This is a genomic window from Pseudomonas sp. T8 (assembly GCF_024610635.1).
Taxonomy (GTDB): Bacteria; Pseudomonadota; Gammaproteobacteria; order Pseudomonadales; family Pseudomonadaceae; genus Aquipseudomonas; species Aquipseudomonas chlororaphis_I.
In genome coordinates, this window is sequence record NZ_CP102374.1 from 3,729,528 (window position 1) to 3,745,002 (window position 15,475).

General features: G+C 63.2%; 9 protein-coding genes. 5 read left to right on the plus strand and 4 right to left on the minus strand.

The features are described from left to right. Positions 1 to 256 precede the first annotated feature (256 nt). Positions 257 to 2,950, plus strand: coding sequence for a bifunctional diguanylate cyclase/phosphodiesterase (locus tag NRG23_RS16735; RefSeq protein ID WP_257371439.1), 2,694 nt, complete (start codon positions 257 to 259; stop codon positions 2,948 to 2,950). A gap of 73 nt (positions 2,951 to 3,023) precedes the next feature. Continuing rightward, positions 3,024 to 3,671 carry a peptide-methionine (S)-S-oxide reductase MsrA gene (gene msrA / locus NRG23_RS16740; protein ID WP_007926804.1) on the plus strand — a complete coding sequence of 216 codons (648 nt, stop codon included), beginning with the start codon at positions 3,024 to 3,026 and terminating at the stop codon, positions 3,669 to 3,671. A gap of 79 nt (positions 3,672 to 3,750) precedes the next feature. Here the strand turns inward: msrA and NRG23_RS16745 are convergent, their stop codons facing one another. Together NRG23_RS16745 and putP are read right to left on the minus strand one after the other, a co-directional pair. Then, positions 3,751 to 4,587, minus strand: coding sequence for a 23S rRNA (adenine(2030)-N(6))-methyltransferase RlmJ (locus tag NRG23_RS16745; RefSeq protein WP_016704476.1), 837 nt, complete (start codon positions 4,585 to 4,587; stop codon positions 3,751 to 3,753). Between the two features lie 161 nt (positions 4,588 to 4,748). After that, the gene (gene putP / locus NRG23_RS16750) at positions 4,749 to 6,233 is read right to left on the minus strand and encodes a sodium/proline symporter PutP (protein ID WP_009046639.1); all 1,485 of its coding nucleotides are present in this window, start codon (positions 6,231 to 6,233) and stop codon (positions 4,749 to 4,751) included. 461 nt (positions 6,234 to 6,694) lie between these two features. On the opposite strand from putP, the gene putA reads away from it, so the two are divergent. Together putA and NRG23_RS16760 are read left to right on the plus strand one after the other, a co-directional pair. Next, positions 6,695 to 10,648: a trifunctional transcriptional regulator/proline dehydrogenase/L-glutamate gamma-semialdehyde dehydrogenase gene (gene putA, locus NRG23_RS16755; protein ID WP_257371440.1), complete on the plus strand. Its 3,954-nt coding sequence runs from the start codon at positions 6,695 to 6,697 to the stop codon at positions 10,646 to 10,648. A gap of 330 nt (positions 10,649 to 10,978) precedes the next feature. Continuing rightward, a complete protein-coding gene (locus NRG23_RS16760; protein ID WP_257371441.1) occupies positions 10,979 to 12,781 on the plus strand; it encodes an acyl-CoA dehydrogenase in 1,803 nt (600 codons plus the stop codon). A gap of 101 nt (positions 12,782 to 12,882) precedes the next feature. Here NRG23_RS16760 and NRG23_RS16765 read toward each other — a convergent pair whose 3' ends face one another. Continuing rightward, on the minus strand, positions 12,883 to 13,185 hold the full coding sequence (locus NRG23_RS16765) for a cell division protein ZapA (RefSeq protein ID WP_009041856.1): 303 nt from the start codon (positions 13,183 to 13,185) through the stop codon (positions 12,883 to 12,885). Then, a complete protein-coding gene (locus tag NRG23_RS16770) occupies positions 13,182 to 13,412 on the minus strand; it encodes a hypothetical protein (protein ID WP_007926810.1) in 231 nt (76 codons plus the stop codon). The genes NRG23_RS16765 and NRG23_RS16770 overlap by 4 nt, the downstream gene beginning before the upstream one ends. A gap of 281 nt (positions 13,413 to 13,693) precedes the next feature. On the opposite strand from NRG23_RS16770, the gene NRG23_RS16775 reads away from it, so the two are divergent. After that, complete coding sequence (locus NRG23_RS16775) at positions 13,694 to 15,319, plus strand: methyl-accepting chemotaxis protein (protein WP_009046635.1); 1,626 nt, start codon at positions 13,694 to 13,696, stop codon at positions 15,317 to 15,319. Positions 15,320 to 15,475: the final 156 nt, after the last annotated feature.

Genomic DNA, 15,475 nt, shown 5'->3' on the forward strand with positions numbered 1-15,475 from the left:
CGCCACGCTCGTACCTCAACCCCGCCAATTTGGCGGGGCTTTTTTTGCCGAAAAATCGCTGCAACCAGCGGCCAAAGCCCGGTAAAACACCAGAAAATATTAGCTTTCAGAAATCTTCCGCGCTGCCGATAGATTCTTATAGCACTTAGCCTTCATCTCACTTGTCAGTCAGTGCCGCATGATGCAACCTTGCCGCAGGCAACAGTAAAGAGGGCGCGAGCCCGGCGCGATCAGCATTTACCAAGCGAGTTTCCCCATGAAAAGCCAACCCGATGCCGCCAGCCGTATGGTGGCCGAGGTAGTGACGCAGTTGCCCGTGCCCTCGCGGCTCGGCATGCTGCGTTTCGAACGGCTGAATGAAGCGAGCTGGGCCCTGCTGTTTCTCGACCCGAACTGTGAACGCCAATTCGGCCTGCCCGCCGTCGAGCTCTGTGCCCTGGTCGGCTCGCCCTATGCCAGCCTGATGGAACCGGAAGCCCGCTATCAGTTGCACGACGCGATCCAGCAGCAACTGGCCCACAGCCCGCATTACCTGATTCGCTACACCCTGCACACCGCCAAGGGCTCACTCAGCCTGCTGGAACTCGGCGAAGCCTACAAACAGCACAATCGACACCTGCTGCGGGGTTATTTCCTGGTGGTCGACGGCCTGTTCAACGACGATCAGCCGCTCCCCGCGCCCGACCTGGAAACCCAGAACAGCCGCCTGCAAATCGCCCTGGAACTCAACCAGCGGGCCCAGCAGGAACAACTCCAGCACCTCGAACGGGTGCGCGCCCAGCAAGACCTGATCCTGCTCCTGGCCCGCCAGCGCTACAGCACCAACAACCCCCTGCTGGAAGCCGCCGAGCTGATTACCCGCAGCGCCTGCGACATCTACGAAATCGACTGTGCCAGCATCTGGAACCTGGAAGGCCAGTTGCTGGTGCCGATCTGCGCCTATCACCGCGACCTGCAGCAATACATCCTGCCGGAGGCGATCGACGCCAGCGATTTCCCCGACTACCTCGAAGCCCTGCACACCAGCCGGGCCATCGATGCGCACAATGCCATGCGCGACCCGCGCACCCGGGAAATGGCCGAAAGCCTGCGCCCGCGCAATATCAACGCCATGCTCGATGCCAGCATCCGCATCGACGGCCAGGTGGTCGGCGTGCTGTGCCTGGAACAAGTGGGCAACACCCGCGCCTGGCAATCCGATGAAATCGCCTTTGCCGGCGAGCTGGCCGACCAGTTCGCCCAGGTCATCAACAACCATAACCGCCGTACCGCCACCAGCGCCCTGCACCTGTTCCAGCGGGCGGTCGAGCAAAGCGCCAATGCCTTTCTGCTGGTCAACTGCGACGGCGTGGTGGAGTACGTCAACCCGAGCTTCACCGCGATCACCCAGTACAGCACCGAGGAAGTCCACGGCCATCGGCTGGCGGAACTGCCGGCGCTGGAGAACCTCAGCGAACTGCTGTTCGACGCGCCCTCCAGCCTGGCCAAGAGCAACAGCTGGCAGGGCGAATTCAAGAGCCGGCGCAAGAACCTGGAGCCGTACTGGGGCCAGCTGTCGATCTCCAAGGTCTATGGCGACAACCGCGAACTGACCCACTACATCGGCATCTACGAAGACATCACCCAGACCAAGCTCGCCCAGCAACGCATCGAACGCCTGGCCTACACCGACAACCTGACCAACCTGGGCAACCGTCCGGCCTTCATCCGCAATCTCGACGAACGCTTCGCCCGCGACAGCGACAGCCCCATCAGCCTGCTGCTGGTGGACATCGACAACTTCAAGCGGATCAACGACAGCCTCGGCCACCAGACGGGCGACAAGCTGCTGATCAGCCTGGCCCGGCGCCTGCGCAACAGCCTGAGCCCCAGCGGCAGCCTGGCGCGCTTCGCCAGTAACGAGTTCGCCGTACTGCTGGACGACACCGACCTGGAAGCCGGCCAACAGATCGCCAGCCAGCTGCTGATGACCCTCGACAAGCCGATGTTCGTCGACAACCAACTCATCAGCGTCACCGGCTCCGTGGGCCTGGCCTGCGCGCCGCTGCACGGCCGCGACCCGCAGACCCTGATGCGCAACGCCGGCCTGGCGCTGCACAAGGCCAAGGCCAACGGCAAGCATCAGGTGCAGGTGTTTACCGAGGCGCTGAATGCCGAAGCCAGCTACAAGCTGTTCGTGGAAAACAACCTGCGCCGCGCCCTGACCCAGAACGAACTGGACGTGTTCTACCAGCCCAAGCTGTGCCTGCGCAGCGGACGCCTACTGGGCCTGGAAGCGCTGCTGCGCTGGAACCATCCGGAAAAGGGCATGATCCGCCCGGACCAGTTCATCAGCGTCGCCGAAGAGACCGGCCTGATCATCCCGATCGGCAAATGGATCGCGCGCCAGGCCTGTCGCATGAGCAAGCAGCTCACCGCCGCCGGCCTGGGCAATCTGCAGGTGGCGATCAACCTGTCGCCCAAGCAGTTCTCCGACCCGGACCTGGTGGCTTCCATCGCCAGCATCCTCAAGGAAGAACAGCTGCCCGCCTCGCTGCTGGAGCTCGAGCTGACGGAGGGCCTGCTGCTGGAAGCCACCGAAGACACCCACCAGCAACTCGACCAGTTGAAAAAGCTCGGCCTGACCCTGGCCATGGACGATTTCGGCACCGGCTATTCGTCGCTGAGCTACTTGAAAAAATTCCCGATCGACATCATCAAGATCGATCGCAGCTTCATCCATGAAATCCCCGCCAACCAGGACGACATGGAAATTACCTCGGCGGTGATCGCCATGGCCCACAACCTGAAAATCCAGGTGGTGGCCGAGGGCATCGAAACCGCGGAGCAGCTGTCCTTCCTGCGTCGCCACCGCTGCGATGTCGGCCAGGGCTACCTGTTCGACCGACCGATCCCCGGCTCGGAGCTGATCGACAAGCTCAAACGTTATCCGCGCGGCCCAATCGCCTGACAGCGCTGTAACACTCGGGCAAACTGCAAGTCTGGTTAATTACTCAATCCCACCCTGACTGAGAGGACTGATCATGGTTCTGCGCTCGGAAATTCTGGTGAACAAAAACGTGCTACCTACCAAAGAACAAGCTCTGCCTGGCCGCGAAACCCCGATGACCGTGCCAGCCGAACACTTCGTCAACGGCAACCCGCTGCTGGGCCCATTCCCGGGCAACGTGGAATTCGCCATCTTCGGCCTGGGTTGCTTCTGGGGTGCGGAACGCAAGTTCTGGCAGCGCGAGGGCGTGTTCAGCACGTCGGTGGGCTACGCCGGCGGCTTTACCCCGAACCCGACCTACGAAGAAGTCTGCTCGGGCCTGACCGGCCACAGCGAAGTGGTGCTGGTGGTCTACGAGCCGGAAAAAGTCAGCTACCAGGAACTGCTGGCAATGTTCTGGGAACTGCACAACCCGACCCAGGGCATGCGCCAGGGCAACGACATCGGCACCCAGTACCGCTCGGTGATCTATGCCACCAACCCGACCCAGCTGGAGCAGGCCAAGGCCAGCGAAAAAGTGTTCCAGGCCGAGCTGACCAAGGCCGGGCTGGGCGCCATCACCACGGAAATCGAAGAAGCCCCGACCTTCTACTACGCCGAGGCCTACCACCAGCAGTACCTGGCGAAGAATCCGGAAGGCTACTGCGGGATCGGCGGCACCGGCGTGACCTGCCCGATCTGAAAACAGCTGCAAGCCGCTAGCGGCAAGCTGCAAGCGGTCCCGCTTCAGCTTGCGGCTTGCCGCTTGTAGCTAACCTCTGCTATTCAGCGATCAGCCAATCCATCTGCCAGCCGCCCTGGGTCTGGCCCAGTTTCTGCGCCAGCCAAGGCAGCAGCTCGCGCAACTCCTCTTCAAGCCCCCACGGCGGGTTGGCAATCGCCAGGCCCGAGCCATTCAGGCTGTTGGGGGTGTCCAGCGGGTGCACCAGCAATTCCACACGCAAAAGCTTCGGCGCGCCGGTACCGGCCAGGTCCTGGTAGAAGCGGCGTAGCGCCCGCTGATCCTTGACCGGGTACCAGATGGCCGCCACGGTCTGGCGCATCCGGCCGATGGCTTCTTTCAGCGACGCGGCGCAACGCTGCATTTCGTCGAGCTGTTCGAACGGCGGGTCGATCAACATCACCGCGCGCTTCTCGGCCACCGGCAACAATGCCCGCGCCACATGCCAGCCCTCGCCCAGGTGGACTGCCACCCGGCGATCGCCCTTCATGTTTTCCTTGAGCAGCAGTCCGTCTTCCGGGTGCTTCTCGTTGAGCAACACGCGGTCCTGGGGGCGGGTCAGGCGCCGCGCCAGCTCGGGCGAGCCCGGGTAATAACGCAGCTCGCCATCGGGGTTCATCTTGTGCAGCACCGCCATGTAGTCGGCGGTCAGCGCTGGCAGGTCCTGCTCGCCCCACAGGCGCGCGATGCCTTCCAGGTACTCGCCGGTGCGGTTGGCCTGATCGCCCTGGAGGTCGTACAGGCCGATGCCGGCATGGCTGTCCAGATAGGCGAACGGCTGCTCCTTGCGCGACATCAGGGCGATGAGGCGGGTCAGGGTCAGGTGTTTGAAGACGTCGGCGTGGTTGCCGGCGTGGAAGGCGTGACGATAGTTCATGGTTGCTCCTGCGCAGGGGGCGAAGTTTACCCTGTGCCACGGCCGGCGTCAGGTCGTGTCGGGAAGCTCCCTGGCGCAAAACGCACCCATGAAAAAGCCCGCATCCCAGGGAATGCGGGCTTTTCGAGTCACTGCAAGGGCGCCGCCTCAGCGGCTCCCGATCAGTGGTTGAGCTTGTAGTCTTTCTCGGCCGCCTCGAAACGCTGGACCATGCCGACGCTCGGCGCGCTCATCTTGCTCACCAGCAGGATGGCCAGGCTGGCGAAGATGAAGCCCGGGATGATTTCGTACAGGCCCAGCAGGTTGAAGTGCTTCCACAGGATCACGGTCACGGCACCGACGATGATGCCAGCCAGCGCGCCGTCGCGGGTCATGCCTTTCCACAGTACCGAGATCAGCACCACAGGGCCGAAGGCCGCGCCGAAACCGGCCCAGGCGTAGCTGACCAGGCCCAGTACGCGGTTTTCCGGGTTGGCGGCCATGGCGATGGCGACCAGGGCAACCAGCAGCACCATGGCACGACCGACCCACACCAGCTCCAGCTGGGAAGCATGTTTACGCAGGAAGGCCTTGTAGAAGTCTTCGGTCAGGGCACTGGAGCACACCAGCAGTTGGCAGCTCAAAGTACTCATCACCGCCGCCAGGATGGCCGACAGCAGCACACCGGCCAGCCAAGGGTTGAAGAGGATCTTCGCCAATTCAATGAACACCCGCTCGTGGTTCTCGGTCACGGGACCGGCCACTTCCGGGTGCGCCGAGAAGTAGGCGATACCGAAGAAGCCCACGGCCACGGTGCCGCCCAGGCACAGGATCATCCAGGTCATGGAGATGCGACGGGCGTTGGCGATCGACTTGACCGAGTCCGCGGCCATGAAGCGTGCCAGGATGTGCGGCTGGCCGAAGTAGCCCAGGCCCCAGCCCATCAGCGAGATGATGCCGATGAAGGTGGTGTTTTTCAGCATGTCGAAGTTGCTTGGGTCCTGGGCTTCGATCGCCAGGAAGGTGGTGTCGACGCCACCGGTGGCCAACAGCACGATGATCGGTGTCAGCAGCAGGGCGAAGATCATCAGGGTGGCTTGCACGGTGTCGGTCCAGCTCACTGCCAGGAAACCACCGACGAAGGTGTAGGCGATGGTCGCCGCGGCACCGGCCCACAGCGCGGTCTCGTAGGGCATGCCGAAGGTGCTTTCGAACAGACGGGCACCGGCGACGATGCCGGAAGCGCAGTAAATGGTGAAGAACACCAGGATCACGATCGCGGAGATGATCCGCAGCAGCCCGCTCTTGTCCTCGAAGCGGCTGGAGAAGTAGTCCGGCAGCGTCAATGCATCGCCGTTGTGTTCGGTTTGTACTCGCAGACGACCGGCGACGAACAGCCAGTTCAGGTAGGCACCGACGATCAGGCCGATGGCGATCCAGCTCTCGGACAGGCCGGACATGTAGATGGCGCCCGGCAGGCCCATCAACAACCAGCCGCTCATGTCGGAAGCGCCGGCGGAAAGCGCGGTCACCACGCTACCCAGGCTGCGGCCACCGAGGATGTAGTCAGAAAGGTTGTTGGTCGAGCGATAGGCCATGAAGCCGATCAGCACCATAGCTGCGATGTAGATCACGAACGTGATCAAGGTTGGATTGCTTGCACTCATTGAGTTACGCCCTGGCTTTGTTTTTATGTAGCGGCGGTCAGCACCACCGCTCTCAAACGACTACGTTGGAGAGACGGCTGGGTACTCCGCGCATTTATGACTGATGTTTCCCCAGGAAAGCCATCAGCCGATGAACCAGTCGCGAGGACCGGTTGCACCTTGGGCGCGAATGCTATTCAACAACTCAAAGAAGGTGCAACCTGTTTCGCGAGAATAAGTTGCACCTAAGCGATTTTTCCGGCGAACGCCGCGTTTTTGCTCCTTTTTGGAGCAAAAACCCGGTGCGACAGAATTAAAAGCACCAAGCAGAAGCGCCGCTGCGGAACTAGAAATTAATTCCTGATGAGCTGCCTATTATTCCGATAAAAAACAGGTTGCACCCGGTTGCACCTCTTTCGGCGCGCGGCTAATCTTGCCGCCAGCTGATGCCACGCAACCGTGGTAAACATGAGGATAAAAATATGGCTACCACCACCCTTGGGGTCAAACTCGACGACCCGACCCGCGAACGCCTGAAGGCCGCCGCGACCTCGATCGATCGCACGCCGCACTGGCTGATCAAGCAGGCAATTTTCAATTACCTGGAAAAACTCGAGGGTGGTGCAACCCTGACCGAGCTGAGCGGTTCGACCCGCACCGACGGCGATGACGCCGGCGAAGTGCAGACCGACCACGCCCACCAGTGCTTCCTCGAATTCGCCGAAAGCATCCTGCCGCAATCGGTGCTGCGCGCCTCGATCACCGCTGCTTATCGCCGCCCAGAACCGGAAGTGGTACCGATGCTGCTGGAGCAGGCGCGCCTGCCGGCCACCATGGCCGAAGCCACCAACAAGCTGGCCGCGACCATCGCCGAGAAACTGCGCAACCAGAAGAGCGCCGGCGGCCGTGCCGGTATCGTCCAGGGCCTGCTGCAGGAATTCTCCCTGTCGTCCCAGGAAGGCGTGGCCCTGATGTGCCTGGCCGAAGCCCTGCTGCGCATCCCGGACAAAGGCACCCGTGACGCGCTGATCCGCGACAAGATCAGCACCGGCAACTGGCAGCCGCACCTGGGCAACAGCCCGTCGCTGTTCGTCAACGCCGCCACCTGGGGCCTGCTGCTGACCGGCAAGCTGGTCGCCACCCACAACGAAGCCGGCCTGACCTCGTCCCTGAGCCGCATCATCGGCAAGAGCGGCGAGCCGATGATCCGCAAGGGCGTCGACATGGCCATGCGCCTGATGGGCGAGCAGTTCGTCACCGGTGAAACCATCGCCGAAGCCCTGGCCAACGCCAGCAAGTTCGAAGCCAAGGGCTTCCGCTACTCCTACGACATGCTCGGCGAAGCGGCACTCACCGAGCACGACGCGCAGAAATACCTGGCGTCCTACGAGCAGGCCATCCACTCGATCGGCAAGGCCTCCCACGGTCGCGGCATCTATGAAGGCCCGGGCATCTCGATCAAGCTCTCGGCCCTGCACCCGCGCTACAGCCGCGCCCAGTACGAGCGCGTGATGGACGAGCTGTACCCGCGCCTGCTGTCGCTGACCCTGCTGGCCAAGCAGTACGACATCGGCCTGAACATCGACGCCGAAGAAGCCGACCGCCTGGAGCTGTCGCTGGATCTGCTCGAGCGCCTGTGCTTCGAGCCACAGCTGACCGGCTGGAACGGCATCGGCTTCGTGATCCAGGCCTACCAGAAGCGCTGCCCGTACGTGATCGACTACGTGATCGACCTGGCGCGCCGCAGCCGTCACCGCCTGATGATCCGCCTGGTGAAAGGCGCCTACTGGGACAGCGAGATCAAGCGCGCCCAGGTCGAAGGCCTGGAAGGCTATCCGGTCTACACCCGCAAGGTGTACACCGACGTTTCCTATATCGCCTGCGCCCGCAAGCTGCTGTCGGTACCGGAAGTCATCTACCCGCAGTTCGCCACCCACAACGCCCACACCCTGTCGGCCATCTACCACATCGCCGGTCAGAACTACTACCCGGGCCAGTACGAGTTCCAGTGCCTGCACGGCATGGGCGAACCGCTGTACGAACAGGTGGTAGGCAAGGTCGCCGATGGCAAGCTGAACCGTCCGTGCCGCGTGTACGCACCGGTCGGCACCCACGAAACCCTGCTGGCCTACCTGGTGCGCCGCCTGCTGGAAAACGGCGCCAACACCTCGTTCGTCAACCGCATCGCCGACCAATCCATCTCCATCCAGGAGCTGGTGGCCGACCCGGTCAGCCAGATCGAGCAGATGGCGACCCTGGAAGGCGGCTTCGGCCTGCCGCATCCGCGCATTCCATTGCCGCGTGACCTGTACAGCAGCGAGCGCGCCAACTCCGCCGGCATCGACATGGCCAACGAACACCGCCTGGCGTCGCTGTCCTGCGCCCTGCTGGCCACCGCCCACAACCACTGGAAAGCCGCGCCGATGCTCGGTTGCGCCTCCAGCAGCGAAACCCCGGCGCAGGTCTTGAATCCGTCCGATCACCGTGACGTGGTCGGCCATGTCCAGGAAGCCACAGTCGAAGACGTCGACAACGCCATCCAGTGCGCGCTGAACGCCGCACCGATCTGGCAGGCCACGCCGCCGGCCGAGCGCGCTGCGATCCTCGAACGCGCCGCCGACCTGATGGAAGGCGAGATCCAGCCGCTGATGGGCCTGCTGGCCCGCGAAGCCGGCAAGACCTTCGCCAACGCCATCGCCGAAGTGCGCGAAGCCGTGGACTTCCTGCGCTACTACGCGGTGCAGGCACGCAACGATTTCAGCAACGACGCGCACCGCCCGCTGGGTCCGGTGGTCTGCATCAGCCCATGGAACTTCCCGCTGGCGATCTTCAGCGGCCAGGTCGCCGCTGCCCTGGCCGCCGGTAACCCGGTACTGGCCAAGCCGGCCGAACAGACGCCGCTGGTCGCCGCACAGGCCGTGCGCCTGATGCTCGAAGCCGGCATTCCGGAAGGCGTGTTGCAACTGCTGCCGGGCCGCGGCGAAACCGTCGGTGCCCGCCTGGTGGGCGACGATCGGGTCAAAGGCGTGATGTTCACCGGTTCCACCGAAGTCGCGCGCCTGCTGCAACGCAACGTCGCCGGCCGCCTGGACGCCCAGGGCCGACCAATCCCGCTGATCGCCGAAACCGGTGGCCAGAACGCGATGATCGTCGACTCCTCGGCCCTGACCGAACAAGTGGTGATCGACGTCGTCTCCTCGGCCTTCGACAGCGCCGGCCAGCGTTGCTCGGCCCTGCGTGTACTGTGCCTGCAGGAAGACTCCGCCGACCGCGTGATCGAAATGCTCAAGGGCGCCATGGCCGAAAGTCGCCTGGGCAATCCCGAGCGCCTGTCCGTGGACATCGGCCCGGTGATCGACGCCGAAGCCAAGGCCGGCATCGAGAAACACATCCAGGCCATGCGTGACAAAGGCCGCAACGTGTATCAGGTGGCGATCGCCGATGGCGAAGAAATCAAGCGCGGCACCTTCGTGATGCCGACGTTGATCGAGCTGGAAAGCTTCGACGAGTTGCAACGCGAGATCTTCGGTCCGGTGCTGCACGTGGTGCGCTACAAGCGCAAGGACATCGACCAGTTGATCGCGCAGATCAACGCCTCCGGCTACGGCCTGACCCTGGGCGTGCACACCCGCATCGACGAGACCATCGCCAAGGTGATCGACAACGTCAACGCCGGTAACGTCTACGTCAACCGCAACATCGTCGGTGCCGTGGTTGGCGTGCAGCCATTCGGCGGCGAAGGCCTGTCGGGCACCGGCCCGAAAGCCGGTGGCCCGCTGTACCTGTACCGCCTGCTGTCGACCCGTCCGACCGACGCCATCGAGCAGTCGTTCGCCCGTGGCGACGCCCTGAACGCCCCGGACGTGCGTCTGCGCGATGCCATGAGCAAGCCGCTGAGCGCCCTGCAAGCCTGGGCCGACAGCAACAAGCTGGCGGACCTCAGCGCCCTGTGCGTGCAGTTCGCGGCGCAGTCACAGAGCGGTATCACCCGCGTCCTGGCCGGCCCGACCGGCGAACGCAACAGCTATGCCATCCTGCCGCGCGAACACGTGCTGTGCCTGGCGGAAGTCGAAGGCGACCTGCTGAGCCAACTGGCGGCCGTCCTGGCCGTAGGCGGTTCGGCGGTCTGGCCGGAAGGCGAGCCGGGCAAGGCGCTCTACGCCCGCCTGCCGAAGGACGTGCAAGCGCGCATCCAGCGCGTGGCCGACTGGACCAAGGACGAAGTGGTGTTCGATGCGGTCCTGCATCACGGCCACTCCGACCAACTGCGCGCGGTCTGCCAGCAAGTGGCCAAGCGTGCCGGCGCCATCGTCGGGGTTCATGGCCTGTCGCAAGGCGAAACCTCGATTGCCCTGGAACGCCTGGTGATCGAGCGTGCCTTGAGCGTCAACACCGCGGCGGCCGGCGGCAACGCCAGTCTGATGACCATCGGCTGAAGCCGTCAGTCAGCAACATGAAAAGGGCGCCCTCACCGGCGCCCTTTTTCATGCCCTTCGCAAATCCCCCGTAGCCGCTGTCGAGCCCTGGCGAGGCTGCGATCGGGGCGCAGCCCCGTAAAACCAGGCGACGCGGTATGCCTGATGGATGGGGTCGTCTGGCTTGGCGCCTGCTGCGCAGGCGATCGCAGCCTCGCTGGCGCTCGACAGCGGCTACGCCTGCCGCCCCCATCCCCTGTGTTTGGCACCTTTATCACCTTCATCAATCTTGCTATCCAGAGTTTATTCACCCGCCTAGACTCGGCTGAGTCCAATCACAGGTAGGCCGCCATGTCCGAGACGCTGCTCAGTTCCCGCAATCTGGCTTTCGAGCTGTATGAAGTCCTCGATGCCGAGGGCCTGACCCAGCGCGAGCGATTCGCCGAGCACAACCGGGAAACCTTCGACGCCGCCCTCGGCACCGCGCGCAGCATCGCCGAGAAGTTCTTCGCCCCACACAACCGCAAAGGCGATGAAAACGAGCCACGTTATGAAGACGGCAAGGCGATCCTGATTCCGGAAGTGAAACCCGCGGTCGACGCCTTTCTCGAAGCCGGCTTCCTCAACGCCGCGCGCAGCTTCGAGGCCGGTGGCATGCAGTTGCCGACGCTGTTGTCCCAGGCCTGCTTCGCTCACTTCCAGGCGGCCAACGCGGCTTCCACCTCCTACCCGTTCCTGACCATGGGCGCGGCCAACCTGATCGAAAGCTTCGGCACCGAGGAGCAGAAACGGCGCTTCCTGCAGCCGATGATCGACGGGCGCTTCTTCGGCACCATGGCCCTGACCGAGCCCCATGCCGGCTCGTCGCTGTCGGATATCCGCACCCGCGCCGAACCGGCGGCGGACGGCACCTACCGGCTCAAGGGCAACAAGATCTTCATCTCCGGCGGCGATCACCCGCTGTCGGAGAACATCGTGCACATGGTGCTGGCCAAGCTGCCGGACGCACCGGCCGGGGTGAAAGGCATCTCGCTGTTCATCGTGCCCAAGTTCCTGGTCAACGACGACGGCAGCCTGGGCCCGCGCAACGACGTGCTGCTGGCCGGCCTGTTCCACAAGATGGGCTGGCGCGGCACCACCTCCACGGCGCTGAACTTCGGCGATAACGGGGAGTGTGTGGGCTATCTGGTGGGCAAGCCGCACCACGGCCTGAGCTACATGTTCCAGATGATGAACGAGGCGCGGATCGGCGTCGGTATGGGCGCGGTGATGCTTGGCTACGCCGGCTACCTCTATTCCCTGGAATACGCCCGCGAACGCCCGCAAGGCCGCCTGCCGGACAGCAAGGACCCGACTACCGCGCCGGTGTCGATCGTCCAGCACGCCGACGTCAAGCGCATGCTGCTGACCCAGAAGGCCTATGTCGAAGGCGCTTTCGACCTAGGCCTGTACGCCGCGCGGCTGTTCGACGACACCACCACCCTGCCCGACGAAGACCAGCGCAAACAGGCCCACGAACTGCTGGACCTGCTGACGCCCATCGTCAAATCCTGGCCCTCGGAGTTCTGCCTGAAGGCCAACGAACTGGCGATCCAGATCCTCGGCGGCCACGGCTATACCCGTGAATACCCGGTGGAACAGTACTACCGCGACAACCGCCTGAACCCGATCCACGAAGGCACCCACGGCATCCAGTCCCTGGACCTGCTGGGGCGCAAGCTGGCGCAGAACGGCGGCGCGGGACTGAAACAACTGATCCGCCTGATCGCCGACACCAGCGAGCGGGCCCAGGCCCACGAAGCCCTGACGGTGCTGCGCCAACCGCTGGAAAAACTGGTGGCGCGCCTGCAAGGCGTGACCATCGGCCTGCTCACCGACCTGGCCCAGGGCAAGGTCAACAGCAGCCTGGCCAACTCGGCGCTGTACCTGAAAGCCTTCGGTCATACGGTGATCGGTTGGCGCTGGCTGGAGCAGGCGATTCGCGCACAGGAAGGCCTGGCCAAGGGCAACACGGCGGATGTGGGGTTCTACAAGGGCAAGCTGCAGGCAGCGCGTTACTTCCTGACCTGGGAAGTGCCGGCCTGTCATCACGAACTGGCCTTGCTGGAAGCGCGGGACGATACCTGCCTGGGCATGCAGGACGAGTGGTTCTGAAGCGCTAAAAGCATCGCGAGCAATCGAGCGCCGCCCGGCTGCTCGCGAAAACAATCAGTCCGACACAACCGCAACGGCGTTGCAGGTTGTGGGTAAACCCATCAGTTCTGGCTGATGGTCTTGGAGATCACTTCGACCGTGGCGCTGACTTGCTCTTGGTAACGGTCAAGTTCCTGCTGATGGCGCTTTTGCATCTCGAGCTGCTGGGAACACAGGTTCATCGCCGCCAGCACCAGCAAGCGGTCACCGATCAGCGTCGGGTATTTCTTCTTGGTCTCGGCCAGGGTGGCCTTCAACATCAACGCGGCATCCAGCAGGGTCTGCTCTTCCCCGGCCGGCGCCTTGATCGAGTAGTCCTCACCGAGAATCGAGACGACTTTTACCCCGTCGGCCCCCTGCCTCATGCGCTGACAGGACCGGCGCTGACGCGTTCGACCAGGGCCTGGATACGGGCCGCGGTGGCGCCTTGCTTCTCTTCCTGTTCCATCAGGCTCAGTTGCAGGCTTTCGTTCTCATCCTTGGCCTGGGCCAGTTCTGCCTTGAGGGTTTCGTTCGTGCCCGACAGTTCCTGGTTCTGTTGCACCAGGTCACTGACAAGCTGTTCCAATTGGCTTAGGGATGCTTCCAACATTTTGATTTTCCGAGCATTTTTCAAAGGGCGCGTACGATAAAGAAAAGTCACCCTGGATGCCAGGGTTATCCCGGCGCAACGCCTTGACCTGCCTGGTGGGTGACCTTGCCTGCGAACTTTAAAGACTGTCATTCACCCATCTGGTTCCTGACACTTCGTCGCCCATCAGATCTTTCTGAAACTCTTGCTCCAGCTTCAAGAATCCATTTTTCCGCGCGATAGGTCTGGGGAGCCCTATCAACCACCGCGGCATGGATTGCGCACTCTTGAGGTAAATCCCCATGTCTCTTCGCAACATGAACATCGCACCGAGGGCATTTCTCGGCTTTGCATTCATCGGCTGCCTGATGTTGTTCCTGGGCATTTTCGCCCTGAACCAGATGAGTAATATTCGCGCGGCGACCGTCACCATCTCCACCGACAACATGCCCAGCATCCAGAGCATCGACGAGTTCACCCAGCAGATGCTGCGCCTGCAGGTGCTGTCCTATCGCCTGGTGATCAACCGCGGTCCCGAGGTGCAGGCCAAGACCCGCGAGTCGCTCGAACTGGGCAACCAGCAGATCGAAAAGATCCGCACCACCTATGAAAAGCTGGTCAGCAGCCCGGAAGAGAGCGAAGCCTACGACCACTACCTCAAGCTGCTGGCCGAATACCGCAAGCTCGAAGAGCGCATCAAAGAGCTGTCGCGCAACAACCAGTTGAGTGAACTGCAAGAGGTGCTGAACAACGAGCTGATGAAGAACTCGCAGCAGATCAACAAGGTCCTGAACCTGCTGGTACAGATCAACAGCCAGCGCTCCAAGGCCGCCAACGAGCAGGCCGCCGAGGAATACGCCTCGGCATTCAACCTGGTGGTGGCCCTGCTGGTCCTGTCTACCACCCTGACCGTGGTGTTTGCCTGGTTGCTGACCCGCAGCATTACCCAGCCCATCGCCGACGCCTTGCATGCCGCGGAACACATCGCCGGAGGCGACCTCACCCAGAGCATCCAGGTCAACGGCCGCGACGAACCCGGGCGTCTGTTGCAGGCCATGGCGACCATGCAGGAAAAACTGCGCCAGACCCTGCTGCATATTTCCGGCTCCGCCGGCCAGCTGGCCTCGGCCGCCGAAGAGCTAAACAGCGTCACCGACGAAAGCGCCCGCGGCCTGACCCAGCAGAACAACGAAATCGAACAGGCGGCCACCGCCGTGAACGAGATGACCTGCGCCGTCGAGGAAGTCGCACGCAACGCCGTGAGCACCGCCGAGGCTTCGAACGACGCCACCCAGTCGGCCAGCGAAGGCCGCAACCTGGTGCGAGAAACCGTCAGCGCCATAGAGCTCATGAGCAGCGAAGTGCAGAGCTCGGCCAACAGGATCAGCGAACTGGCCGAGGAGTCGCGCGACATCGGCAAGGTGCTGGACGTGATCCGCGGCCTGGCCGACCAGACCAACCTGCTGGCCTTGAACGCCGCGATAGAAGCCGCCCGGGCTGGCGATGCCGGACGCGGTTTCGCCGTAGTCGCCGATGAAGTACGCGCCCTGGCTTATCGCACCCAACAATCGACCAGTGAAATCGAACGCATGATCGGCAGCATCCAGAGCGGCACCGAGCACGCCGTCGAGTCGATGCGCACCAGCACCGAGCGCGCCGACTCGACCCTGAGCATCGCCCGTGGCGCCGGCGGTGCACTGGACACCATCAACACCGCGGTCAACGAGATCAACGAGCGCAACCTGGTCATCGCCAGCGCCGCCGAGGAGCAGGCCCTGGTGGCCCGCGAAGTGGACCGCAACCTGGTGAACATCCGCGACCTGTCGGTGCAATCGGCCACCGGCGCCAACCAGACCAGCGACGCCAGCCACGAACTGTCGCGCCTGGCCGTGGACCTGAACAACATGGTGGCGCGGTTCACGTTGTAGGGCCCCGCACCCAGTCGCCAACAGCCGCGATCGCCGCCTGCGCCAGCCACTACGGACTGCCATGAAGTCCGTCAGTGGTCGGCGCCAGGCGGCGATTTTTTGCCGCCTGTAAACAGGCGCAAAAGCTTTTTGACAGCATCGTATTTCAACAGGTTA

Excerpts from the sequence above, each read along its gene's own strand:
- NRG23_RS16735 (WP_257371439.1), top strand. The coding sequence starts at position 257 with ATGAAAAGCCAACCCGATGCCGCCAGCCGTATGGTGGCCGAGGTAGTG.
- msrA (WP_007926804.1), top strand. The coding sequence starts at position 3,024 with ATGGTTCTGCGCTCGGAAATTCTGGTGAACAAAAACGTGCTACCTACC.
- NRG23_RS16745 (WP_016704476.1), bottom strand. The coding sequence starts at position 4,587 with ATGAACTATCGTCACGCCTTCCACGCCGGCAACCACGCCGACGTCTTC.
- putP (WP_009046639.1), bottom strand. The coding sequence starts at position 6,233 with ATGAGTGCAAGCAATCCAACCTTGATCACGTTCGTGATCTACATCGCA.
- putA (WP_257371440.1), top strand. The coding sequence starts at position 6,695 with ATGGCTACCACCACCCTTGGGGTCAAACTCGACGACCCGACCCGCGAA.
- NRG23_RS16760 (WP_257371441.1), top strand. The coding sequence starts at position 10,979 with ATGTCCGAGACGCTGCTCAGTTCCCGCAATCTGGCTTTCGAGCTGTAT.
- NRG23_RS16765 (WP_009041856.1), bottom strand. The coding sequence starts at position 13,185 with ATGAGGCAGGGGGCCGACGGGGTAAAAGTCGTCTCGATTCTCGGTGAG.
- NRG23_RS16770 (WP_007926810.1), bottom strand. The coding sequence starts at position 13,412 with ATGTTGGAAGCATCCCTAAGCCAATTGGAACAGCTTGTCAGTGACCTG.
- NRG23_RS16775 (WP_009046635.1), top strand. The coding sequence starts at position 13,694 with ATGTCTCTTCGCAACATGAACATCGCACCGAGGGCATTTCTCGGCTTT.